Raw genomic sequence first — 21760 nt, forward strand, 5'->3', positions numbered from 1 at the left:
TCAATCCGCCAGGATTTTCGGCACCCGGAAGAAATCTCCCTCCCGCAACGGCGCCTGGTTGAGAATTTCCTCGCGGACTGGCGTTGGGGTGACGCCATCTGCACGGGTCACGTTGGTCACCTCAACGGCACGGGTGGTTTCACGGACTCCCTCGGTGTCGATGCTTTCCAGCTGACCGACATATTCGAGGATCGACTCGAGCTGACCGGTGTACGTGGCGATCTTCTCTTCGGGAAGATCAAGCCTTGCCAGCTTGGCCACCTTACGCACGTCATCGCTGGAGATCCGGCTCATGCTTCGCTGAGGAAACTGCGGAGATCTTCGCTCAGCGCGGTGGCGGCTGTCTCGAGCAGCGCTGCACCGTGTTCCGCGGTGGCCAGTGACGGATGCGATCCCATGCGACCGTCCGGGTGACGCCGTCTGAAGTCATCAGGACTGTGGATGGGTCCCGCTGGTGCAGGATCCGGCAGGGGGCGCTGCTTGGTTTGAAGGCTTGGCTCCACTTTCAGGGTCACGGCGATCTCGCTCGGCGTGGCGTGGTGACCCTCTTTGTTGCCGTAAAGATCCCGGGCTTGCCGCATCACCGGTCCGGCCATGAACCAATTGGCCAGTCGGCAGCGCAGTTGCGGTGCTGCAGGCAGATCGCGGCTGGCGGCCGTGCCATAGGCCTGGGCGAAAGCGGCCTTGGTGGTGGCGATGTTGCCGCCATGGCCGTTGATCACGAACACCCGTTCAAAGCCGTGACGGGCAAGGGACAGCACCAGGTCGTGCATCACCGCCAGCAGGGTGGCCGGTTGCAGGCTCATGGTGCCGGCGAAGCCAAGGTGATGCTCGGCCATGCCGAAGGCCTGAGCAGGGGTCACCAACACCCCGGTGCGACGCCCGACCTCCAGGGCCACGGCTTCCGCGGTCAGGGCATCCGTCCCGATGGCTCCTGTGGGACCGTGCTGTTCCGTTGATCCCAAGGGAACGATCACCCCTTTGCAGTGATCGAGATAGGTCTCGACCTCTGGCCAGCTGCGCAGGGCCAGGCGGATTGCTTCGGTGCTGTCGACGGGGCCGGGGAGGCTTGCAGTCATGCTCAGTGGGCGGTGCCGTTGCCGTCGTATTTGTCAGTGTTGTAGTAGCCGCCGCGGGTCCCGAAGAACAGGCAGGCCAGGGGGAACAGAACGATGCTGCCCAGCAGCACGGTTCCCAGATTGAAGCCGGAGAGGGCCGCGTTCATGCAGTGCTTGATGGTGCACTCAGCTTGGCGGAACTGCAGCCAGCGTGCAGGGCATCAGGGGGATTCTGTTGACAGTTCCGCTCCCTCCCCGGGCACGTCCAACCAGCTGCGCAGCCAGCCTGTGAGCCAGATGAACGGCAATGTGTCGGCCAAAGCGGCCAGCAGCTTGAACAGATACCCCCCGGCGATAAAACTGCCGAGCTGCGGCAGCAGAGCTTCGTCCGGATTCACCGGCAGAACGTGGGCGGCGAAATGGCTGATCAGCACAACAGCGCTGGTGTCAACGAGCTGACTCACCAGGGTGGAGCCGTTGTTGCGCAACCAGAGCGCCTTGCCGTTGGTTCGGCGTTTCCAGAAATGAAACATCCGCACGTCCACGAACTGGGCAGTGAGATAGGCCACCATCGAGGCCCCGATCGATCCAAAGCTGAGCTGCTGGATCGTGCGGAAGGTTGTGTCATCGCTTCCCGGCATGGCTGGCAGGAGTCCGCCCAGCCAGAGGATCAGCAGCACCCAACCGTTGAGCAGAAGCCCCACCCAAACCAGTTGGTTGGCTTTCTCTTCCCCCCAGAGTTCGCTGATCAGATCCGTGCAGAGAAAGGTGACCGGATAAGGGAGGGCGCCGACGGCCACAACAATCGGCCAGCCACCAATGCTCCCCAGCTGCAGAAAGCGCGTCAGTCCGAGGATGTTGAGCATGCCCAGCGTTCCAAGGAACAAGCCGGCAAGCACGAGGAAAACGGCTTCCCGCCTGGCTTTGACTGGGCTTGTCACAGCCTGAGTGCTCTTGATGGTTCAAGGCTGATCGGGTCATGCAAGCCTGTCATCAGGATGAAACCAATTCCTGTTCCGTTTTTTGAGCGATCGGCCGAGTTGGTGGGTCCTGACTTGGTGGGCTGCCGGTTGGTGAAACGCCAAGCCGATGGCAGCTTGCTCTGGGGCGTGATTGTGGAAACGGAGGCGTATTCCCAGGACGAGCCTGCCTGTCACGGCTACAGGCGCAGGACACCGCAGAACGAAACCCTGTTCGGTGAGCCCGGCCGGTTTTATGTGTACGTCAGCTATGGCATCCACCACTGCGTGAATGTGGTCACCGAGCGCGCCGAATGGGCCAATGGGGTTCTGCTCAGGGCTGCCGTTCTTCCCGGCGAACCGGAACGGGTGGCGGCAGGCCCCGGCCTTCTGGCGCGGCGCTTCGGGCTCACGCGCAGCGATGACAGTCAGCCGGTGACGGGCGAACATGATGTGTGGCTGGCGCCACGCCCGGCCTCTCTCGACAGCCCGGAGCTTGTGACGACCACGCGCATCGGCATCTCCCAGGGACAGGACCTCCCCCTGCGCTGGTATCTCCGCCCCAGCCGCAGCGTGAGTCGCCGATCCAAAGGCGATCGCACGCCGAGCCTCACGACGGCCTGGCTGCCATCGGTGGAGGTAATGGGATGAGTGGTTGGCACCATCGCCATATTCTCGATCTGGCTGCTTTCTCCAGGGAGGATTACGCCGCGGTGCTCGACTTGGCGGAGCGATTTCGTTCCTTGCCCGTCACCGGAGCCCGCAAGCTTCCCGCGTTGCAGGGCCGCCTGGTGGCCACCCTCTTCTTCGAGCCCAGCACCCGCACCCGCAGCAGCTTTGAACTGGCGGCCAAGCGCCTTTCGGCCGATGTGCAGAGCTTTTCACCTTCATGCAGCTCCTTGAGCAAGGGTGAGAGCGTGCTGGATACCGCGCGCACCTACGTGGCCATGGGCGCTGATGTGCTGGTGGTCCGGCATCGCTCCACGGGGGTCCCCCAGCAACTGGCGGAGGATCTGGAATCCGCCGGAGAACGCACGGTTGTGCTGAATGGCGGTGATGGGTTGCACAGCCATCCCAGCCAGGGATTGCTGGATCTTCACACCCTGGCCAGGCACTTCGCGCCTCAGCACCCGATGCCGGAAGCCCTGCAGGGCAAGCGCATTGTGATTGTCGGAGACATCCTTCACTCGCGGGTGGCTCGCTCCAATCTCTGGGCCCTCACCGCCTGCGGTGCGGATGTGGTGCTGTGTGGCCCGCCGAGTCTGGTGCCGGACGCCTTCCGTGAGTTCGTGGCGGAACCACCACCGGGTCAGTCTGTGGATCCAGCACCCCAGCGGGGATCGGTGCGGGTGGAGCGGCGTCTGGAGCGTGCCTTGCCAGGCGCTGATGCGGTGATGACGCTGCGTCTCCAGAAGGAACGGATGACGCAGCAGCTCCTCACAGGGTTGGAGCGCTATCACCGCGATTACGGCCTCAGCCACGAACGGCTGACCCTGTGCGGACAGCCGGTGCCGGTGCTGCACCCTGGCCCCGTCAACCGGGGTGTTGAGATGACGGGAGCTCTCCTGGACGATCCGTCGATCTGTTTGGTGGAAGAGCAGGTGCGGAACGGCGTCCCGATCCGCATGGCGTTGCTCTATCTGATGGCTGCTGCTGAATCGGCAGCGGAACCGTCACTGGTGTCGATCAGCTCCTGAGGCTGGGGATGTCCCGTCATCTGGTGGGAGTAGTAGTCCATAGCGGCCTTGAGAGCGGCATCGGGTTCGGCGATCGACACCCCTTCGCCGGCTTTCATCGGGAAGTGTGCATCCACAGCATCCAACGCCATGTGCTGGCTCGGCATGCCGGTGAGCAGGATGGCCGCACGTTGTTGCGTCAGCAGCGCGAAGATCCACTTGATCGATAGCGAGATGCGGTTTTCCCAGTCGGGGATCAGCACCAGGTGGACAAAGGCCCAGAGGATCCAGCCAATGCCATCGGCAAAACGCAGGCCGCGCAGATCAGCGACGGCGCTGGCGCGATCGAGCACGGCCATGCTGCCGAAATCGAAGTAGCTGAACGTCGGTCTTGGCCTGTCAGCGACGATGGCGGCGATGTCTTTGCCGATGAAGGTTCCGGCCTGTTTGGCTGGGGCAGCCATGCCTGGGAGAGGTTTGCCGTTGGCCGTGTGGCTGTAGCTGCTGAGATCGCCGGCGACCCGGATTTCCGGGTGATCAGCGATCGAGAAGTCGTGCTGAACGACGACGCGACCGCCACGATCCACCTCGCAAACTGTGGCCTCGGCCAGCTTCTTGCCGAGGCTCGACGCACGCACCCCGGCGGTCCAGATCACGGTGGCCGCCTGAATGCGGACGTCGCCATCCGGTGTGCCGACGATCACCTCGCCCGGCCGCATGGTCTGGACACGACCCTGGGGCAGAAACTCGATGCCGTCAGCCTCCAGGGACTTCAGGGCTGCGGACGACAACATCTCCGGCATAGCCCTGAGCACCCGATCACCAGGGTCGACCAGGACAATCCGGGTCTTCTTGGGATCCAGCTGTTTGAAGGCGTTGTTGAGGGCCCATCGCATCAGCTCGGAGACGGCGCCGGCCATTTCACAGCCGCTGGGGCCTGCTCCCACGATCACCACGGTCTGCAGGAACTGACGCGCTTCGGGGCCGGGGGTCTGTTCCGCCTGTTCCATCGCCATCAACAGACGCCGACGGATCTCTTCTGCGTGCTCGAGAATCTTCATCGGTGGCGCAAAGGTGCGCCATTCGTCATGGCCGAAGAACGTGCTGCCGGATCCCGTGGCCAGCACCAGGTGGTCGTAGCTGTAGGCCTTGCCGTTGAAAACGATCTGCTTGCCTTCGGGATAAACGTTGGTCACCTCTCCCAGCAGCACCTGAACGTTGCTTTGCTTGCCAACCAGCTCCCGCAGGGGGGTGGCGATGTCTCCGCGGGACACCAGACCCGTGGAGACCTGATAAAGCAAAGGCTGGAACAGGTTGAAGTTGCGCTTGTCAATCAAGGTGATGCGCACATCCGCCTTGGCCAGAGCCTTGCAGGCATGCACACCGGCAAACCCCCCACCGACAATCACCACATGGGGTGCATGGCGGAGACGTTCCTCGGGGGGGTCCAGTTCAAGAAAGAAATGCTCGCCTGCCATAGCTTCGAGGAAGGACTTTCCCGAAGGGTATGGATCTGATTCAGGTTTGTCCGTGCTCTGGTTGGCCTCGTGTCACAGCAGCTTGAAGGCTTCGAGAAACAGGCCGTAAAGCAGTCCGATTCGGCTCATGCCCAGCACTTGATGGAGAAGGGCCGATGAACCGCTGTTGCGCATTCGAACGGTGAATTCAGTGCCCACAACAACGATGAAGGCTCCGATGGGATCCATCTGGCCCAGAACACCGGCCACAGAGGTGATGGCACTGCCCACGAAAAATCCAAACAGGGCCGCGATGCTGAGCACAGACAACCGACGCCAGGGATTACTCGCCCAGGCTTCAATTTGTTGAAGAGCGTTCCCGAAGCTTCGTTGCAGACGCGTCGACTGAAGCTGCACGATTGGCTTTTAAGGGAAAAGGGGCAGGGAAGAACGTTTGGTGATCCCCATCACCCGACCATAACCCTGCCAGCCATAGTGTGCACCACATCTAGTGGTTGTGCATGTATCAGGCCCTACAGATAGGGGAGAGTTCACGAAAAAGCCCGGGAATGTCCCGGGCCGGGGGATGGGGATTGGCGCAGCAAAGCCCTTCATCTGGGCTTTGGCAACCCGCTTGCCAACAACTCAGCTGGACTCAGCTTTCGCCTTTCTGGACGACTTGCCCTCCAGAAGCTCCAGAAGAGCTTCCATCTGGGCCATCACGCCGCGAACTTCTCCAGCTTCCGGCAGCAGGCCATCCTCCATGACGCCCTGATGCATCTCCCTGAGCTCCTGGCGGATGTAGCGCAGGTGACTAACGACTTGCTCGCGCTTCGACTGCGACATCGACAACAGGACATTTCACTCTTCCCTTTTACCCCATGGTGTGTCATGCCGTGGCAGGTACGGAGGTCTGACGGCTCCCAGGCCAGCCGCCAAGCTCAGCACAGAAAACGTCAACAGGGCATCTGGGCGCGCCAGCACAGCCAGCATCACGACAGCCGCGAGGGCGAAGTACCGACCCATAAGGGCCATCAATCATGTATGGAGAATAGGGGACTCGAACCCCTGACCTCTGCGGTGCGATCGCAGCGCTCTACCAGCTGAGCTAATTCCCCGCCAGGTCACGCTAGCCCTGAGTCACACTTGTTAGGTCAGGCCCGATGCAGCGATGACCACCGCTCCAGGATCCGCCACCCCGATCACTCCCGAACGCCTGGCCCAGTTCGATGAAGAGTCCATCGCTGTTCTGGCGAGACGGTTGGATGAAGACGACTACCCCACACCGTTTGAAGGACTGTCGGACTGGCACCTGCTCCGTGCCCTGGCCATCCATCGTCCGGAACTGACGGCCCCCTTCGTGCACCTGGTGGATCAGGAACCGTTCGATGAGGACTAAGGTCTCCACTCCTCTCAAGGGCCGGCGGCTTCTGGTTGCTGTCAGCGGCAGCATCGCTGCGGTGAAGACGCCGCTTCTGGTCAGTGCCCTGGTGAAGGCAGGGGCTGAAGTCCGCTGCCTGGTCACCCCCAGTGCAGCGAAGTTGGTGAGCCCGCTTGCCTTGGCGACCCTGAGTCGTCATCGCTGTTATGGGGAGGACGACGAATGGGACTCGTCCTGCAGTCGGCCGCTGCACATCGATCTGGCGGATTGGGCTGAACTCATCCTGCTGGCCCCCCTGAGTGCCACCAGCCTCAGCCGCTGGAGCCAGGGGTCTGCGGATGGTCTGCTCGCCAGCGTGCTCCTGGCTTGTGAGTGCCCTGTCCTGGCCGCTATCGCCATGAACACGGCGATGTGGAACCACCCCGCCGTTCAACGCAACTGGGAGCTGGTGCAGACCTTTCCGGGCGTGGTTCCCCTGTTGCCTCAGCCAGGCCTTCTGGCCTGCGATCGCCGCGGCGATGGGCGCATGGCGGATCCGTTGCTGATCGAGCTGGCGGCCACCAGCCTGTTCAGCCGTGGTGATGCCGGTCCCGTTGCAAAGCTCGACTGGAGCGGACGACGACTTCTGGTGACGGCGGGGCCGACCGTTGAGCCCATTGATCAGGCCCGTCTGATCACGAATCGCAGCAGTGGGGCGATGGGAGTGTTGCTGGCCCAGGCTGCTCGTTTGAGGGGAGCTGAGGTCGCGTTGGTGCACGGCCCCCTGCAGGTGCCGGAGCCCTGGTTGGAGTCCCTCCACTGTCATCCGGTCCAGAGCGCTGCGGAGATGCAGATGGTGTTGCAGCAGAAGCAGGCTGACGTCGATGCGATCGCCATGGCGGCGGCCGTCGCTGATCTGCGTCGTGTTGCCACAGGCGACGTCTCCACAGCAGGCAAAGCCGCCAAGGCGGATCTGGCGCTCAGGCTTTCCGATGGCTGGGAGCTGGTGCCCGATCTGTTGCAGGGGTTGGCTGCGCGACGTCCGGCGATGCAGTTGATTCTTGGATTTGCTGCCTTGACCGGTGAAGACGCTGAACTTCTGCGTCGCGGAGAAGAGAAGCGCCTCCGCAAGGGTTGTGATCTGCTGTTCGTCAATCCCATTGATCGTCCCGGGCAGGGATTCGGCCAGGCCCGGAACGGCGGCTGGCTCCTCGGGAACGGATGGTCCAAGGAATTGCCGGTGACTGGAAAGCTGCAGCTGGCCCATCAGCTGCTGGATGCTCTCCTGGCGCTCAGGCAGCCATCCCCAGCGAGTCCTGTCCCAGCAGATCGATGAAGGTGCGCAATTGAAGTCTGGGGATGTAGGGCCATCCGCCGCTTTTCTCCATCATCTGCAGCAGGGAAAACAGTTTCTGACGGTTTTCCGGAAGGCTCTGGCGGAAAGGACCGTCCTGTACGTCGCGATGCACAGCTTCGAGTTCCCGCAATAAAAGGAGGAGGTTGTCGGGGTTGTTCTGTTCCTGATCCGCCAGGGCACGCAATTCCTGCAGCAGTGGTGCCAGCCGATCGTGCAGTGGTTGTTGCTCTTGGCTGTTCAAAGGGCTCCTGAAAGATGTTGAGAGCTGCGAAAGGCTAGCCATGAAGCCGGTTTAACCCTTGTAGGATCCGAGACTGACGGTGATCTCCGTCTGTACAGCGTTCAGCCCTCCGGCTTCTCCCATGCGCATCCGTCCTCTGCTGGCCGTCGTGCTGGCGCTCTGTCTCGCTTTTTTCACTACTGCCTGCAGTGGCGACAGTGAAGCTGTTCAGCGTGGCGGGTCCAACGTGACCTACGACGACATTCACAACACCGGTAAAGCCAACGATTGCCCCACGATCGGCGACTCCGCCCGTGGTTCGATCGCGCTGAGTGAGGGCGGCAGCTACGAGCTGCGTGAGATCTGCATGCACCCCGTCCAGGTGTACGCCAAGGAGGAGCCCAAGAACGTGCGCCAGCAGGCCGAGTTCGTTGAGGGCAAGATCCTGACCCGTTACACCTCCAGTCTCGATGAGGTCTTCGGCGATCTGAAGGTGACCGAGGCCGGCCTCGAATTCCAAGAGAAAGGTGGCATCGACTTCCAGCCCATCACCGTTCTGGTGCCCGGTGGCGAGGAGTTCCCCTTCACCTTCTCCAGCAAGTCCCTCAAGGCCACTGCTGACGGTGCAGCGCTGACCACCAGCACCGACTTCGAAGGCACCTACCGCACCCCCAGTTACCGCACCAGCAACTTCATCGACCCCAAGGGACGGGCCCTCACCACGGGCGTGCAGTACGCCCAGGGTCTGGTGGCTCTCGGCGGCGATGACGAGCAGCTGGAAAAAGACAACAACAAGCGCTACATCGATGGCGTCGGCACGATGAGCCTCTCGATCACCAAGGTGGATCCTGAAACCGGTGAATTCGCCGGTGTGTTCAGCGCCATCCAGCCCTCCGACTCCGACATGGGTGGACGTGAAGTGGTGGACATCAAAATCACCGGTGATCTCTATGGCCGGCTTGAAGAGGCCTGATCTCGGCGATTGATCAAGTGATCGTCTTGAGGGGGCTTAGGCCCCCTTTTTTGATGCCTGGTGACAAATCGCGATGATCTGGGAGAATCGCCCGGACTTCAGGCCTTGCCATGACCGCCAGCGCACCTGCTTCTGCCCAGCGATCCGGTGTGATTGCTCCCTACGGCGGGTCCCTGGTGGATCTGATGGTGCCCCAGGCCGAGCGGGAGGCGGTCAAGGCCACGGCCTCCAAGTCGCTGGAATGCTCAGACCGCAATGCCTGCGATGTGGAACTGCTGGTTGTGGGTGGTTTCTCCCCCCTGCGGGGCTTCATGCATCAGGAGGATTATGACGCTGTCGTGAGCGGCCATCGCCTGGCGGCCGGCCAGCTGTTCGGCCTGCCGATCGTGATGGACACCGACCGCGATGACGTGGTGGTCGGTGACACGGTGCTGCTGACCTACAAGGGGCAGGACCTCGCCGTTCTGCAGGTGGAGGCCAAGTGGGAACCCAACAAGGTGGCGGAAGCCCAGGGCTGCTACGGCACCACCTCCATTGAGCACCCTGCAGTGCGGATGATCACCATGGAGCGCAAGCGCTTCTACCTGGGAGGCAGCCTCAAGGGCCTTGAACTGCCCCAGCGCGTGTTCCCCTGCAAGACGCCGGCCCAGGTGCGCGCCGGTCTCCCCGATGGACAGGACGTGGTTGCTTTCCAGTGCCGCAACCCGATTCACCGTGCCCATTACGAGCTGTTCACCCGCGCCCTTCACGCCCAGAACGTCAGCGAGAACGCCGTGGTGCTGGTGCACCCCACCTGTGGCCCCACACAGCAGGACGACATTCCTGGTGCCGTCCGCTTCCAGACCTACGAGCGCCTGGCCGCTGAGGTGAACAACGACCGGATTCGCTGGGCCTACCTGCCCTACGCCATGCACATGGCGGGTCCCCGTGAAGCCCTGCAGCACATGATCATCCGCCGCAACTACGGCTGCACGCATTTCATCATCGGCCGCGACATGGCGGGTTGTAAGTCCTCCCTGAGCGGGGACGACTTCTACGGCCCCTACGACGCCCAGAACTTCGCCAAGGAGTGCGCACCCGAGCTGACGATGGAAACCGTGCCCTCCCTGAACCTCGTTTACACCGAGGAAGAGGGCTACGTCACCGCCGAACATGCCGAAGCCCGTGGCCTGTATGTGAAGAAACTCAGCGGCACGCAGTTCCGCAAGATGCTGCGCGGTGGCGAGGAAATTCCCGAGTGGTTCGCCTTCAAGAGCGTCGTTGAAGTGCTTCGAGCCGCCTGATCCCTGAGGACCCGTTTAACATTCCTTCATCTGAGCGACGAGAGCCTTGAACAAGCGTTGGCGCAACATCGGCCTGACGGCCCTGCTAGTCCTGGCGATCGTGGTGATCGCTCCGGCTTTCCTCGGTGGTGGCAACACCCAGCAGGAAGCACGGACCATGCGCTACAGCGACTTCGTTGAAGCGGTTGAGGACAACCAGATCAGCCGTGTGCTGATCTCCCCCGACCGGGGGACTGCGCAGGTGGTTGAAAACGATGGTCGTCGCGCCCAGGTCAACCTGGCTCCCGATAAGGAACTCCTCGGTCTGCTGACACAGCACGATGTGGACATTGCCGTTCAGCCCACTCGTCAGGCTCCGGCCTGGCAGCAGGCAGCTGGAAGCCTGATCTTCCCGCTGTTGTTGCTCGGTGGTCTGTTCTTCCTCTTCCGCCGGGCCCAGGGCGGTGGCGGTGGCAATCCGGCGATGCAGTTCGGCAAGAGCAAGGCCAGGGTTCAGATGGAGCCCTCCACCCAAGTCACCTTCACCGATGTCGCTGGCATTGAAGGGGCCAAGCTCGAGCTGACGGAGGTCGTTGACTTCCTCAAAAACCCGGATCGCTTCACGGCAGTTGGCGCCAAGATTCCCAAGGGTGTGCTTTTGGTGGGTCCTCCCGGCACCGGTAAGACCCTGCTTGCCAAAGCCGTCGCCGGTGAAGCTGGCGTTCCGTTTTTCTCGATCTCCGGCTCTGAATTCGTTGAGATGTTCGTCGGAGTCGGTGCCAGCCGCGTCCGCGATCTGTTCGAGCAAGCCAAGAAAAATGCACCTTGCATCGTCTTCATCGATGAGATCGATGCGGTTGGTCGTCAGCGGGGGGCTGGCCTCGGTGGCGGTAACGATGAGCGGGAACAGACCCTCAACCAGCTCCTGACGGAGATGGATGGTTTTGAAGGCAATACCGGCATCATCATCGTGGCGGCCACCAACCGCCCGGATGTCCTGGATGCTGCGCTCATGCGTCCCGGTCGTTTTGATCGCCAGGTGACCGTCGACCGTCCCGATTACTCCGGTCGTCTCCAGATCCTCAACGTTCACGCCCGCGGCAAGACGTTGTCCAAGGACGTCGATCTGGACAAGGTGGCCCGTCGTACCCCCGGTTACACCGGTGCAGACCTCGCCAACTTGCTCAACGAGGCAGCAATCCTGGCCGCCCGTCGTGAACTGACCGAGGTCAGTAACGACGAGATCAGCGACGCCATTGAGCGCGTCATGGCTGGTCCTGAGAAGAAGGATCGGGTGATGAGTGAACGCCGGAAGCGCTTGGTCGCCTATCACGAGGCTGGTCACGCCCTGGTGGGTGCGTTGATGCCTGACTACGACCCTGTTCAGAAGATCTCGATCATCCCCCGAGGCAATGCCGGTGGTCTGACCTTCTTCACCCCCAGTGAAGAGCGAATGGAGTCGGGCCTTTATTCCCGGGCTTACCTGCAGAACCAGATGGCCGTGGCTCTTGGCGGTCGTGTCGCCGAAGAGATTGTCTACGGCGAAGATGAAGTCACCACGGGTGCCTCCAACGACCTGCAGCAGGTGGCATCCACGGCGCGCCAGATGATCACTCGCTTCGGCATGAGCGACACCCTTGGCCCGGTGGCCCTTGGCCGAGCCCAGGGAGGCATGTTCCTCGGCCGCGACATTGCTGCCGAGCGCGACTTCTCCGAGAACACCGCGGCCACCATCGACAAGGAGGTGTCCGACCTCGTTGACGTGGCCTACAAGCGCGCCACCAAGGTGCTGGTGGACAACCGGGCCGTTCTGGACGAGCTGGCCGACATGTTGGTGGAGCAGGAGACCGTCGACGCAGAAGAATTGCAGGAGCTTCTGATCACCCGCGACGTCCGCGTTGCCGAATACATTTGAACGACCGATCTGGTTGCAGCGGCAGGAGGCGTTGATCGCCTCGTTGTCGGCTCAGCCGATCCTGGTCGTGGTTCGGCCTGATCCGGCCGATCTCAATGGTGCTGATGGTCCGGGGTCACTCCTGGACCATTTGTGCTGTCTGGAGACAGTCGGTCTTCGCCACGTGGAGATCGGCTGGGGGCCTGACGGCCAATGGCGTGGCTTTGTTCAGCGCGTGCGTCAGAAGTGTCCCGCCCTGCAGTTGGGAGCTGCCTCGGTTCTCAATGCCGAGGCCCTTGCGGATCTGGAAGCCTGCGGACTTCCCTTTGCCATGTCGCCCTGTTTTGATCCGGCGTTGATTGAGCGGGCACGGCAACGGGGGATTCTGCTGGTGCCGGGGGTGTTCAGCCCCTCCGAAATTCAGCAGGCATCGGCCATGGACTGCGGTCTGGTCAAGCTGTTTCCTGCCGCCACCGTGGGTGTCGACTACCTCCAGCGTCTGCGGGCCCCGCTAGGCCCGCTGCCGAAAGTGATTGCCGCGGGGGGTCTGGCGGTGGCCGACCTGGATGCCTGGTTAGAAGCAGGGCATGCCGCCGTGGCGTTGGGTCGACGTGTCATCGACGTTCAGGGGCCAGATCCCGCCTTGTTGCGCTGGCTGCAGACGACGCCTAGTTGACATCCGTCCAGGATGCTACAGATGAGATAGCCATTCCACTGCGTTATGTCGCAGCTCACGATCAAGCTCAGCGACAAGGCGGATGCCCTGATCGCTCAGCTCCAGAAAGAGATCTTCAACCGTCGTCGCAAGAAGGTCTCGGCCGCCGGCGTGGTGGAGACCCTGGTGGAAAGCGGCGCCAAGTCCCAGTCGGACAAACGCTTCGCCACCTCCTGGACCAATCTGATCAAGGACATCGAGAAGGCGGCCAAGCTGGCCTACGCCCACGGCAGCAAGCCCTCCACCCTCAGCGATGAGGAGTGGGCCCTGGTCCTCAGCCATCGCAGCCGTTCCACCACAGCCCGTCCCCGACGGACCGTGAAGAAAAAAGTGGTGGCCACCAAGAAGTCGGCGGCCCGCCGGACGCGCACCCGCAGTTCCGCTGCGGGTGCAGAAGCGTCGACCGCCGTCAGCAGCAATGGCAAAGCGGCGGTCACCGCCGGCTGAGCTTCACCAGAGGCTGCACTGTCCCTGCTGCCGCAGCAGGTGATCCGCCAGCACCAGCGCCACCATGGCCTCCACCATCGGCACAGCCCTGGGCAACACACAGGGATCGTGTCGTCCCTTGCCGGCCAGGGTGGTGGCCTTGCCGTCGGAATCCACGGTCTGCTGTTCCTTGCGGATCGTGGCGGTGGGCTTGAAGGCCACCCGGATCACAATCGGTTCGCCGTTGCTGATGCCGCCCTGGATGCCCCCGGAGTTGTTGGTGGCTGTCTGCAGCCGTCCATCCGCGGTGGGAACAAAGGCATCGTTGTGCTCGCTGCCCTTGAGCAAGGTGCCATCGAAGCCGGAACCGATCTCGAAGCCCTTGGTGGCGGGGAGGGACATCACCGCCTTGGCCAGATCGGCCTCCAGCTTGTCGAAGACAGGCATGCCTAAACCTGGGGCGGGGTTGCGCACGACGCACTCGATCACCCCGCCACAGGAGTCGCCGTCCCGCCCGATCGCCTCGATCCGCTCCACCATCTGAGCGGCTGTGGAGGCGTCCGGGCAGCGGACGATGTTGCTCTCGATCGCCTCCAGCGTCACCGCCTGGGGATCCACGGAAGCTTCGATGGTGTGGATGCGCTTGACCCAGGCCAGCACTTCCGTGCCTGCGGCTTTGGCCAGCAGCTGCTTGGCAATCGCACCAGCCGCCACACGCCCGATGGTTTCCCGGGCTGAGGCTCGCCCGCCACCGCTGCGCGCCTGGATGCCGTATTTCACCTGGTACGTGGCATCGGCATGGGAGGGCCGAAAGGCCACGGCCATGTCCTTGTAGTCGCCCGGGCGCTGGTCTTTGTTGCGCACCAGCATGGCGATCGGTGTTCCCAGGGTGGTCTGACCATCGAGGAGACCGCTCAGCACCTCCACCTGATCCGCTTCCTTGCGTGGTGTGGTGATGTGGCTCTGGCCCGGCCGTCGCCGGTCCAGCTCCGCCTGGATCGCCTCAACATTCAAGTCCAGACGCGGAGGGCAACCCTCCACGATCACCCCCACGCCACCGCCGTGGGACTCACCGAAGGTGCTGATCCGAAACAGATCGCCGAAGCTGCTGCCCATGGAGTCTCCGCTCTACCTGGAGGCTACGAAGCCGCCGATCGCAGCAGCGCTCGTTGTCGCATGTTCTGCAGACGCTGCCAAAGCTGGGCGATTCCGAGAAAGATCCAGCTCATCCCCACCAACCAGACGGGTTGGTCACGCCGGAACACGTCAAACAGCAGCACCACCCTCGGCTGGTCCGATCGGTTGACGGCGGAATGCATGAAGGTGTCGTCCCAGAGGAAGCCATCGCCTTCCTTCAGGTAGTAAGTCTCGCCATCGATCTGCAGTTCGCAGGAGCTGCGTCCATCCCCCAGATCGGCCACATACAGAGGGAGGTGGAACCGCCAAACCCCCTTAAAAGGCCCTTTGTGGGGCCGCAGCACTTTCCCTGGCGGGAACAGGCTCACAGCGGCGGAGACCACATCGCGATGGCGGTTGAGAAAGCTCAGCAGGCTCGGGATCAAGGCCTGATTAGCGGGGTAGTCGTAGCCATAGCCCCGCAGCGGCAACATCCCCCACACCTTGCGATCGAATTCGTAGAGCGTGCGCTGCTGCTCCATGATCTCGTGGTTGGCCGGCAGGCGACCGGAGAGCGCCACCTCCAGGGTTTCCTGGCGGATGGCCTCAAAGTTGCTGTGCAGTTCGGCGCTGGCCGGGAAGTGATCCAGAGCTGGCACCACAGGCGGGTTGTGGAGCGATCGCTCGTAGCACCAGCGGGCGATCTCACGCCAGAAGCGATAGTTCCAGGGGGCCCAGCGCAGCAGTTTCTTCCGCACAGCCCTCGTTCAATCGGGCGAAAGCATCGCACGTGCGTGAGCTGTTAGGCGTCTCCAACGACGAAAGACAATCCTGCGAGACCAAAGGGGCGGTAGGGCTCAAATGCAAGATCACAACGTAATGTCTTGAACTCCAAGAAAGCGTTACGGGCTCCTGAATAATCGAAACGTGTGCCACAGTGATAATGCTCGAAAGCGAGAATTACTCCGCTTGTGAGGTGAGTTGATACGAAGAGCAGTGCTGCTCTGACTTCGGTGAAGGAGTGGAAAGTGATAAGCAAAAATGCCAACTGATGTGGAAGTGGAGGCGGATTCGTTGAAAAAGTTGGAACGAGCTTGATTACTTCCACCTGCTGGGCATCAATGCCAGCACGCCAGCACCGATTCTTGAAAGTCTTTTCAGACATCAGAGGAGTATTGGGGAGCCAACGCGGATGCAGATCTCGTTCTGTTTGAGGTTCGGGGATGCGATCAAAAGTGCTGTATGCCCAGAGTCTCCTGTCGGTTGGCTGACTTCGCACAGCCCTCCAAGCCATCTGAAATGTAATGAACCTTTGGCATCCAAACTCGACGTAATCGCCATTGATTTTGTTGAAATGAAGAAGTCTTAGGGATTTTCGAAGAAATGCCGCTGTGTCTGCGTTGTTGGCGTGTTGTTCCTGCGATCTTGAAAGAATATGGTTCATTCGCCTCATTGTTCTGAGGATGGCGTCATTGATGAGCCTCTCGCAGGCTCAATATGAAAAAGTAGTTCAAGTGCTTCCCGCAAGGTTGATGTCCAATCCATATTTCTACGTCTTACCAGCACAGTGTTGGGGTAAAAAGGGGATTTATCGACATGGTCAGGCCAAGTGGTGACACTTTTGCTGTCCAATACCACCACACAAGGAATACCAAGGGCGCCTGCCATGTGGGCTGTCGTGTTGCTGATCGTTAAGACGCGTTGGACGGATGCGACTTGAGAGGCAAATCCATCGAGGTCTTTGAACTGATCTATCCGACGAGCTGCTTTAACTGGTCGGCCACTCTTTTGAACAAGTTCTTTAAGCCCAGCCCGCCCTTCCTGATACTGCAAGGACTGCACGCGACCTCGCACATCACGAATGAGCTCTGCCCAGTTTTCTAAGGAAGGTAGACATTTGTGGATCGCTTTTGAGTACCATGAGATGCCAAGCCCTCGCGGGTTTATCGCAGATGTAGGTGGAGGACTCAGCGGTAGGAAGCTGTTGAGGATGAGCTCTTCGTTATGTGCATAGAATAATGCAAGTTGTTCATAGGTAGTCCAAGCCGTTTCGTTATCCTGAGGTAATGCGTCATTGGCGCTGATGAAACGGACATAAGGGAAACTGCGGTTGAATAGAGGAATTAAGCGCTCTTCGGTTTGAACAATGAGCTCACAGACATCTGCGGCTGCTTGGGCTACGAGATGTACCAGTCGTAGTTCATCACCAAGATCCCGCTTTCTTTCCTCAACAACGAGGGTTCTAACGCGATCGCAGGGTCCTCGCCAAAGTCGGCCATGCTTAGACTTTTCCAGCGCGGCTATTGCTTGAAAGGTTTTCCATGCCTGTTTGTAGTAGCAGCAACGCTCCATTTTGTTGGCGGCTTCAGTCATACTAATTAAGTCGCTCTCAGCTTCTGCTAGGCGAGCCTTTTCCACATGCCAGGACAAGTTGGAGTAGCGCATCATTGTGTGGAGGTGGTCACTTTGGAGAACCGTGGTAGTTGCTCATCGGCTTATAGACCGATACACAACTTTCAACCCTGGCATAGAAGGAGGGATGGCCATTTAAGCTCTCAGTCCCTCTCCACCCCATCGCCGCACTTGATCCGCTGACGGTCGAGTTTGCGTTGGAGGTGCGGTGTGATCCCCAGCTCTGCGGTGTCCCAGAGGCGGTCCATCTCACGGGTGAAGTGTTGGGCGAGTTGGGGTGAGTGAATCACCAGCAGGGTCTCGTCGTTGGTGTGGGCAGCAGAGGGGCTCCAATTGAAGCTCCCTGTGATCACCGTTTTGTTGTCGATCACGGCGAACTTGTGGTGCAATTTGTCGCCTCGAGCGAGGCGAGGGGTGCCCACGCCGCGGATGGGCTGTTGGAAGGGTTTGTTGTTGGCCTCGAGTTTGCAGTGCCGATCCGGCAGGGCCACCCCCAACAGATCGAGCACTTCTGAGAACGTTCGGCTGGCGAAGCCTGGGTCGGCCACCAGCCGAATCTTGCCCCCTTTGTTGGCGCGCTCCTCCAGCACATTCGCCAGCTGCTGAGCTGAAAACACGAACAGGGCCATGTCGATCTGTCGCTGGGCTGCCGCCAGCTTTGCTGCCAACCAGTTCAACCCGTGGGAGGCGTTGCGCTTTGGGTGAGGACTGAACAGCACCTCCACCTCCACATCGCCGACGGTGATCCTCTCCGCTTCATGGCCGCCCTTGCCCAGCCCAAAGCGGCTGTCCTTGGCGCCGCCGGGTCCATCACCCCACATCCGTTCGAACTCGCCTCGGAACACAGCCGCCAAGGCGGTGCTGTCGATTCGCAATAAATGGTTGACGTTGCCCCGGGTGCTGGCCCTGCCCGCATCACCATGCAGGCCGGAACTGGTGAAGTTGGCGCTGCCGGTGATCACGCTGCGGTCATCGACCACGACGAATTTGTGGTGCATCAGTCCACTGCCGCTGCTGCCGTCTTCGGTGTCATCCATCAATGGCACACCGGCCTCGACGAGCAACCTGACGGCATCACCGTCGCGGGCCTCCTGCGGAGTCGTGATCCGATCGCCATCGGCATCGGCCAGTTGCTGGAGTTGGTGCCAGCGATGCCGTTGGTGTTTGGGCAGGTGGCTGGGTTGCTGTTCGCTCCAGGGGGTGCTGTAGCTGTTCTCCAACACGAGTTTCACCTGCACCCCACGCCGGTGAGCGGCGATCAGTTGCTTGGCGGGGCTTGGCAGCGACAGCTCTTGAACGGCCACCAGCAGGCTGCTGTCGGCAGCCTGGATGGCCTCGACAATCAGTTGCTCCAGGTCATCACCGTTGCGCCATTCACCCGTGAGAGGGGATGGGTAGCGACCACTCTCTCGGTGGTTGAAGCCAAGAGCAAACCCGGGGGGTAAGGGGAGATCAGCTTCAACAGCCCCGACGATCTGTCCAGGTCGGCTGCAGCTGCAGCACAACAACAACGGAATCACCAGTAGCGCCGTGCGGACTCGCATCAAGGCTGAAGTCGCTTCCTCTCAGTGTTCCCCTCTTCGGCGAAGCCCTATCAGTGGGGCATCTCGGAGGTTTTGAGCATGGCCACAAACCAGAGGCCACTCAGGACAAGGGCTGCTGCAACCCCAGCGCCAATGCCAACCCTGGCCATCATGAGCGGCACCACCAAAGGAAAAGCCATCGCCCCTGCGAGAGGGGTGATGGCGACGAACCAACGCAATGCGGTTGGGGACTTGGATTCGGAAGAGTTCAGAACCACTCGGCGCGGGCTTCGCTGGCGGGGTTGCTGTTGTCTTCGGGGGTCTGACGCTCGAAGTTCAGGGTGATGTTGCGCTTCTGCTCCCCATCCGCTGCGGTGGCCTCGATGGCATACACCTGTTCGCCATCGCGGAAGGGAACCTGGATGCGGAAGGTGCCATCGGTGGACAGGGGCACCTCTTCGCCGCCGATGGTGAGGCGGGCAGAAGGATCGGTGGCGCCGTAAACGATAAGCTCAGCATCAGCCACAAGCCAGAAGGAGCGTTGGCGAGGTGCCACGCCACCAAGGCCGGACTCATTGCGGCCACTGGCCCAGAGGCCGATGCCGGAGTCGTTCAGACCGAAGCGGTCGGAGTCAGACGAGGAATCAATCGCTTCCTGGAATTCCTCGGAGCCGACGCGACGGCGGCGGAAGTGAACGGTTGCGCTCTGGTAAAGACGCTCATGCAGACCGCTGTCGCTGGATTCGGCCGGGGGGGCGACGGGTGCGGGCTCAACCACCGGAGCGGGGGAGGCGTTGTCCAGGCTGAAGGGAACGAATTGATCGAGGATCTGCTCGCTGGGGTGCAAAGCCGGGACGCGGGCCACGGACGAGAAGGCCAGGGACATCCAGGTGGTGCCGATGCGGTAGCCCAGTTCAACGCGGTAGTCGCGATCGCAAAGGGGAACAGGCAGGTACCACTCGGTGCTGTGGCTATCAACAGGGACTTCCTGAAGCGTGTGGGGATGGGCGTTGCCGTCCTGCATGCCGGTCACATCGGCAAGTCGCAGGCAGAGGCGGCTGGCGCCTTCCTTCTGAGCACGCTTGCGGTCGTTGTCGGAGATCTCCCAGAACACGTAGGCCCACTGGGGATCGCGGGGAAGGAAGACCACACGGGTTTCTGTGGTCGAAACAGCGGGGGGTGTTAGTTCGGCTTCGATGGCTTTCAGATCGCCACCGCGCTTCTCCTGACGCTGCGCCACCTCATCAACCAGAGCCTCCTTGCTCTTGCGGCTGTAGAGCGGAACACCGAGATCGCTGGCGATCTGGCGCAATTGACGCAGGGTCAGACGTGCCAATGAGGTCAGGGTCTGAGACACGTCCAAAACTCCAGGATTCGTTTGGGATCATTGTGCGATGAAAAAAACCTTTCCGAACCGTTAACGAACCCAGGGTCAGTGGATCCTGACCCTGAACGGCTTCCGCAGAGCGGGGATCACTGTCAGGCACACAAAAAAAGCGGGGCTTAAGCCCCGCTTTTTTTGTGTTTGGAGAGGTTGGATCAGCGACCGATGCTGCGGTAGGGCACGCGTGACATGTAGTCGATGTCGGTGCTGGAGGAATTGCCGCGTGGGTTGGGCATGGGGACGTCCTTGAGCCAGGCCATGTAGTCGCTGGGGGATCCACCGCGTTTGATCTTGGCCCGGGCTGGCAGCTGCTTGGCAGGCCCGCCCGTGAACATGATCTGAGGGAAGCCAAGGATTCCCCGGTAGTACTCGTCGTAACGAGGGCTGGTGATGTTGAACGGGGTATCACCGAGCTCACGGCCGGGCAGCACGCGGTTGCGCTGAGAGGGGACGGTGTCGTAGCCGAAGGCATCCAGGTATTCCTGGCTGTCGAGCAGCACATCCACAAGACCCTCAACGCCCTTGGTGCCGATCACGATGGACCATGCAATCTCTTCAGACTTGTTGGTTTTGCGACCCAGCAGCTTCTCAACAAGGTGGCGCACCACCTTGTAATTGCTGTTCATGCCGTAGAAGCTGCGCTTGAACGTGTCGGAAAGCACCAGGCCGCGCACGAAGTCGCGAACCGTGATCTGGCCATCCTTCAACTGGGACTCCAGGTTCACATCCCGATCGGACTTGAAGGCGTGAAAGAAGATCTGGCGGTAGGCGCTCTCGATCACGGTGTCGAGATTGTCCCGATCCATGGCGATCTCCATGGAATTGGCGCGGGCCGTTTCATCGGATTGAACACGCAGGGCCGCCACCCGGGAGTTCTGGGTGATTGGTGCGTACTCCAGAAGGGGAATGGCCACGCGAGCTTCAGCATCCACTGCCGGCGATCGTAGAAGTGGGCGCAAGCCCCCACTCCCTGGGGTTGAGCAGCAATTACATCCCGTAATAGTCGCCCTGAGTACTTCTGCTTACCAGCCGAAGGGGGCGAGGATCTGGGCCTGCTTGGAGCTGGTGGACGCGCTCGGAGCCGGGGTGTCCAGCATCCGCGTTTCCATGCAGAACGATGCGTTGTTGGAGAGCCCTTGAACCGTGCTGGTGCGCAGCCGCAGGTTGGGGCCGGCAAACCAAAACCGTTCGAGGGAGCTCATCATTTCGTAGTCCGTGGTGAGGATCAGGCCGTTCTCCTCGTCCATGCGGAACTCCCCGGCAACCGGCGCCTTCTCGGCGTAGCCGCGATCCCGCAGCAGCAGTCCGCTCCGGCCTGAATCGTCGCTCGGGATCAGGCCGAACATCGTCTGATCTTCATGGGATTCTCCGGCGCGATCCCAGGCCATGGAGCCACTCCAGCGCACCCAGCAGCCTCCAATGATCCGCTCAACGCTCTCATTGTTGCGTTCAGCGATCTCGGCCAGCCGCGCGTCCCCTTTGTGCAGCTCTTCCACCACGATGAAGGAGGCACCGGCTTCGGCCCGGCGATGCAACAGGTGGTGTTGGCTGCGCTGTGAAGTCCAGCGACCGCAGCTCAGGCGGAAAAAGCTGAGGGCATCAGCGATCTCAAGGGGCATCGGCGCTCTTGTTCTGAAGTTGATGATGGCAGCGGGCTTCCGCCGCGGTGATCAGGTCGTCGAGGTTGAGCTGCAGCGGAGCTTTGTTGAGGCTCTCGGCAAGGGCCTGGAGTTGTTCGGCGGCTCCATTGAGCTGAAGCATCAGGGACCGCAGAAAGGCCGGATCCTCGGCAACGACGGGCTGCTGTTCGCACCAGCGGCGACGGCTGGCGGCATCGGGGAGACGTCCTTCAGCGTCGTGGTCCATGGCCTGGAAGCTGTCCAGGCAGTGGGCCAGCAAACGCAAGTGGTGCCGGTCCATCTGCGGGAGCAGGGTGGCATCGATCCTGGCGATTGCCTCAGCATCCAT

Annotated in this window: 27 protein-coding genes and 1 tRNA gene; 9 read left to right on the plus strand and 19 right to left on the minus strand. The window is 61.3% G+C overall.

Annotated features, from left to right (window positions below; translation table 11 throughout):
* From gatC to SynA1528_RS01665, 4 genes are read right to left on the minus strand one after another with little or no spacing between them, the layout of a single operon-like run.
* Positions 1–294 carry an Asp-tRNA(Asn)/Glu-tRNA(Gln) amidotransferase subunit GatC gene (gene gatC, locus SynA1528_RS01650; protein ID WP_186587409.1) on the minus strand — a complete coding sequence of 98 codons (294 nt, stop codon included), beginning with the start codon at positions 292–294 and terminating at the stop codon, positions 1–3.
* Positions 291–1079 (minus strand): creatininase family protein, encoded by a 789-nt coding sequence (locus tag SynA1528_RS01655; RefSeq protein WP_186587410.1) that lies wholly within the window; start codon positions 1077–1079, stop codon positions 291–293. The genes gatC and SynA1528_RS01655 overlap by 4 nt, the downstream gene beginning before the upstream one ends.
* Positions 1080–1081: 2 nt before the next feature.
* The gene (locus SynA1528_RS01660; protein WP_173358481.1) at positions 1082–1225 is read right to left on the minus strand and encodes a DUF8629 family protein; all 144 of its coding nucleotides are present in this window, start codon (positions 1223–1225) and stop codon (positions 1082–1084) included.
* Positions 1226–1279: 54 nt separating this feature from the next.
* The gene (locus tag SynA1528_RS01665) at positions 1280–1999 is read right to left on the minus strand and encodes a queuosine precursor transporter (protein WP_353616626.1); all 720 of its coding nucleotides are present in this window, start codon (positions 1997–1999) and stop codon (positions 1280–1282) included.
* Positions 2000–2056: 57 nt separating this feature from the next.
* Between SynA1528_RS01665 and SynA1528_RS01670 the strand changes: the two genes are divergently transcribed.
* Both SynA1528_RS01670 and SynA1528_RS01675 read left to right on the plus strand, forming a co-directional pair.
* Complete coding sequence (locus SynA1528_RS01670) at positions 2057–2668, plus strand: DNA-3-methyladenine glycosylase (RefSeq protein ID WP_186587411.1); 612 nt, start codon at positions 2057–2059, stop codon at positions 2666–2668.
* Positions 2665–3714 (plus strand): aspartate carbamoyltransferase catalytic subunit, encoded by a 1050-nt coding sequence (locus SynA1528_RS01675; RefSeq protein ID WP_186587412.1) that lies wholly within the window; start codon positions 2665–2667, stop codon positions 3712–3714. The genes SynA1528_RS01670 and SynA1528_RS01675 overlap by 4 nt, the downstream gene beginning before the upstream one ends.
* Here the strand turns inward: SynA1528_RS01675 and SynA1528_RS01680 are convergent.
* The 4 genes from SynA1528_RS01680 to SynA1528_RS01695 all read right to left on the minus strand — a co-directional run bounded on the left by SynA1528_RS01680 (position 3654) and on the right by SynA1528_RS01695 (position 6268).
* The gene (locus tag SynA1528_RS01680) at positions 3654–5171 is read right to left on the minus strand and encodes an NAD(P)/FAD-dependent oxidoreductase (protein ID WP_186587413.1); all 1518 of its coding nucleotides are present in this window, start codon (positions 5169–5171) and stop codon (positions 3654–3656) included. The two genes, SynA1528_RS01675 and SynA1528_RS01680, sit on opposite strands and share 61 nt — an antisense overlap.
* Before the next feature lie 72 nt (positions 5172–5243).
* Complete coding sequence (locus tag SynA1528_RS01685; protein WP_353616635.1) at positions 5244–5474, minus strand: DUF565 domain-containing protein; 231 nt, start codon at positions 5472–5474, stop codon at positions 5244–5246.
* A 321-nt stretch (positions 5475–5795) separates the two neighbouring features.
* Entirely contained in the window at positions 5796–5996 is a 201-nt protein-coding gene (locus tag SynA1528_RS01690) for a DUF8635 family protein (protein ID WP_028953540.1), read from the minus strand.
* Positions 5997–6195: 199 nt separating this feature from the next.
* Positions 6196–6268 (minus strand) — tRNA-Ala (locus tag SynA1528_RS01695).
* A 53-nt stretch (positions 6269–6321) separates the two neighbouring features.
* On the opposite strand from SynA1528_RS01695, the gene isiD reads away from it, so the two are divergent.
* Both isiD and coaBC read left to right on the plus strand, forming a co-directional pair.
* Positions 6322–6549, plus strand: coding sequence for a protein IsiD (isiD, locus tag SynA1528_RS01700; protein WP_186587415.1), 228 nt, complete (start codon positions 6322–6324; stop codon positions 6547–6549).
* The gene (gene coaBC, locus SynA1528_RS01705; RefSeq protein WP_186587416.1) at positions 6539–7846 is read left to right on the plus strand and encodes a bifunctional phosphopantothenoylcysteine decarboxylase/phosphopantothenate--cysteine ligase CoaBC; all 1308 of its coding nucleotides are present in this window, start codon (positions 6539–6541) and stop codon (positions 7844–7846) included. Before isiD ends, coaBC begins: the two co-directional genes overlap by 11 nt.
* On the opposite strand, the gene SynA1528_RS01710 is transcribed toward coaBC, so the two are convergent.
* Positions 7803–8108: a hypothetical protein gene (locus SynA1528_RS01710; protein WP_186587417.1), complete on the minus strand. Its 306-nt coding sequence runs from the start codon at positions 8106–8108 to the stop codon at positions 7803–7805. The two genes, coaBC and SynA1528_RS01710, sit on opposite strands and share 44 nt — an antisense overlap.
* Before the next feature lie 121 nt (positions 8109–8229).
* Between SynA1528_RS01710 and SynA1528_RS01715 the strand changes: the two genes are divergently transcribed.
* From SynA1528_RS01715 to SynA1528_RS01735, 5 genes are all read left to right on the plus strand, one after another.
* Complete coding sequence (locus SynA1528_RS01715; RefSeq protein WP_186587418.1) at positions 8230–9060, plus strand: photosystem II manganese-stabilizing polypeptide; 831 nt, start codon at positions 8230–8232, stop codon at positions 9058–9060.
* Positions 9061–9170: 110 nt separating this feature from the next.
* Entirely contained in the window at positions 9171–10343 is a 1173-nt protein-coding gene (gene sat / locus SynA1528_RS01720) for a sulfate adenylyltransferase (RefSeq protein WP_186587419.1), read from the plus strand.
* Positions 10344–10389: 46 nt separating this feature from the next.
* Positions 10390–12237: an ATP-dependent zinc metalloprotease FtsH3 gene (ftsH3, locus tag SynA1528_RS01725; protein WP_186587420.1), complete on the plus strand. Its 1848-nt coding sequence runs from the start codon at positions 10390–10392 to the stop codon at positions 12235–12237.
* Positions 12221–12892, plus strand: coding sequence for a bifunctional 4-hydroxy-2-oxoglutarate aldolase/2-dehydro-3-deoxy-phosphogluconate aldolase (locus SynA1528_RS01730; protein ID WP_286187854.1), 672 nt, complete (start codon positions 12221–12223; stop codon positions 12890–12892). Before ftsH3 ends, SynA1528_RS01730 begins: the two co-directional genes overlap by 17 nt.
* Before the next feature lie 45 nt (positions 12893–12937).
* Positions 12938–13378, plus strand: coding sequence for a hypothetical protein (locus SynA1528_RS01735; RefSeq protein ID WP_186587421.1), 441 nt, complete (start codon positions 12938–12940; stop codon positions 13376–13378).
* Between the two features lie 3 nt (positions 13379–13381).
* On the opposite strand, the gene aroC is transcribed toward SynA1528_RS01735, so the two are convergent.
* From aroC to SynA1528_RS01785, 10 genes are all read right to left on the minus strand, one after another.
* Positions 13382–14473 (minus strand): chorismate synthase, encoded by a 1092-nt coding sequence (gene aroC / locus SynA1528_RS01740; protein WP_186587422.1) that lies wholly within the window; start codon positions 14471–14473, stop codon positions 13382–13384.
* 23 nt (positions 14474–14496) lie between these two features.
* Positions 14497–15231 (minus strand): aspartyl/asparaginyl beta-hydroxylase domain-containing protein, encoded by a 735-nt coding sequence (locus tag SynA1528_RS01745; protein WP_186587423.1) that lies wholly within the window; start codon positions 15229–15231, stop codon positions 14497–14499.
* Between the two features lie 44 nt (positions 15232–15275).
* Complete coding sequence (locus SynA1528_RS01750; protein ID WP_186587424.1) at positions 15276–15917, minus strand: hypothetical protein; 642 nt, start codon at positions 15915–15917, stop codon at positions 15276–15278.
* Between the two features lie 5 nt (positions 15918–15922).
* Positions 15923–16918 carry a hypothetical protein gene (locus tag SynA1528_RS01755; RefSeq protein WP_186587425.1) on the minus strand — a complete coding sequence of 332 codons (996 nt, stop codon included), beginning with the start codon at positions 16916–16918 and terminating at the stop codon, positions 15923–15925.
* A 110-nt stretch (positions 16919–17028) separates the two neighbouring features.
* The gene (locus tag SynA1528_RS01760; protein ID WP_186587426.1) at positions 17029–18429 is read right to left on the minus strand and encodes a phospholipase D-like domain-containing protein; all 1401 of its coding nucleotides are present in this window, start codon (positions 18427–18429) and stop codon (positions 17029–17031) included.
* 50 nt (positions 18430–18479) lie between these two features.
* Complete coding sequence (locus tag SynA1528_RS01765; protein WP_502707736.1) at positions 18480–18647, minus strand: DUF8677 family protein; 168 nt, start codon at positions 18645–18647, stop codon at positions 18480–18482.
* Positions 18648–18676: 29 nt separating this feature from the next.
* The gene (locus SynA1528_RS01770) at positions 18677–19765 is read right to left on the minus strand and encodes a DUF4912 domain-containing protein (protein ID WP_186587428.1); all 1089 of its coding nucleotides are present in this window, start codon (positions 19763–19765) and stop codon (positions 18677–18679) included.
* Positions 19766–19947: 182 nt separating this feature from the next.
* Positions 19948–20706 (minus strand): phycobilisome rod-core linker polypeptide, encoded by a 759-nt coding sequence (locus SynA1528_RS01775; protein WP_286187855.1) that lies wholly within the window; start codon positions 20704–20706, stop codon positions 19948–19950.
* A gap of 108 nt (positions 20707–20814) precedes the next feature.
* Complete coding sequence (locus tag SynA1528_RS01780; RefSeq protein ID WP_186587429.1) at positions 20815–21411, minus strand: phycobiliprotein lyase; 597 nt, start codon at positions 21409–21411, stop codon at positions 20815–20817.
* A complete protein-coding gene (locus SynA1528_RS01785; protein WP_186587430.1) occupies positions 21401–21760 on the minus strand; it encodes an NDH complex assembly factor CRR9 in 360 nt (119 codons plus the stop codon). The genes SynA1528_RS01780 and SynA1528_RS01785 overlap by 11 nt, the downstream gene beginning before the upstream one ends.

It is taken from the genome of Synechococcus sp. A15-28, assembly GCF_014280175.1.
Classification (GTDB): domain Bacteria; phylum Cyanobacteriota; class Cyanobacteriia; order PCC-6307; family Cyanobiaceae; genus Parasynechococcus.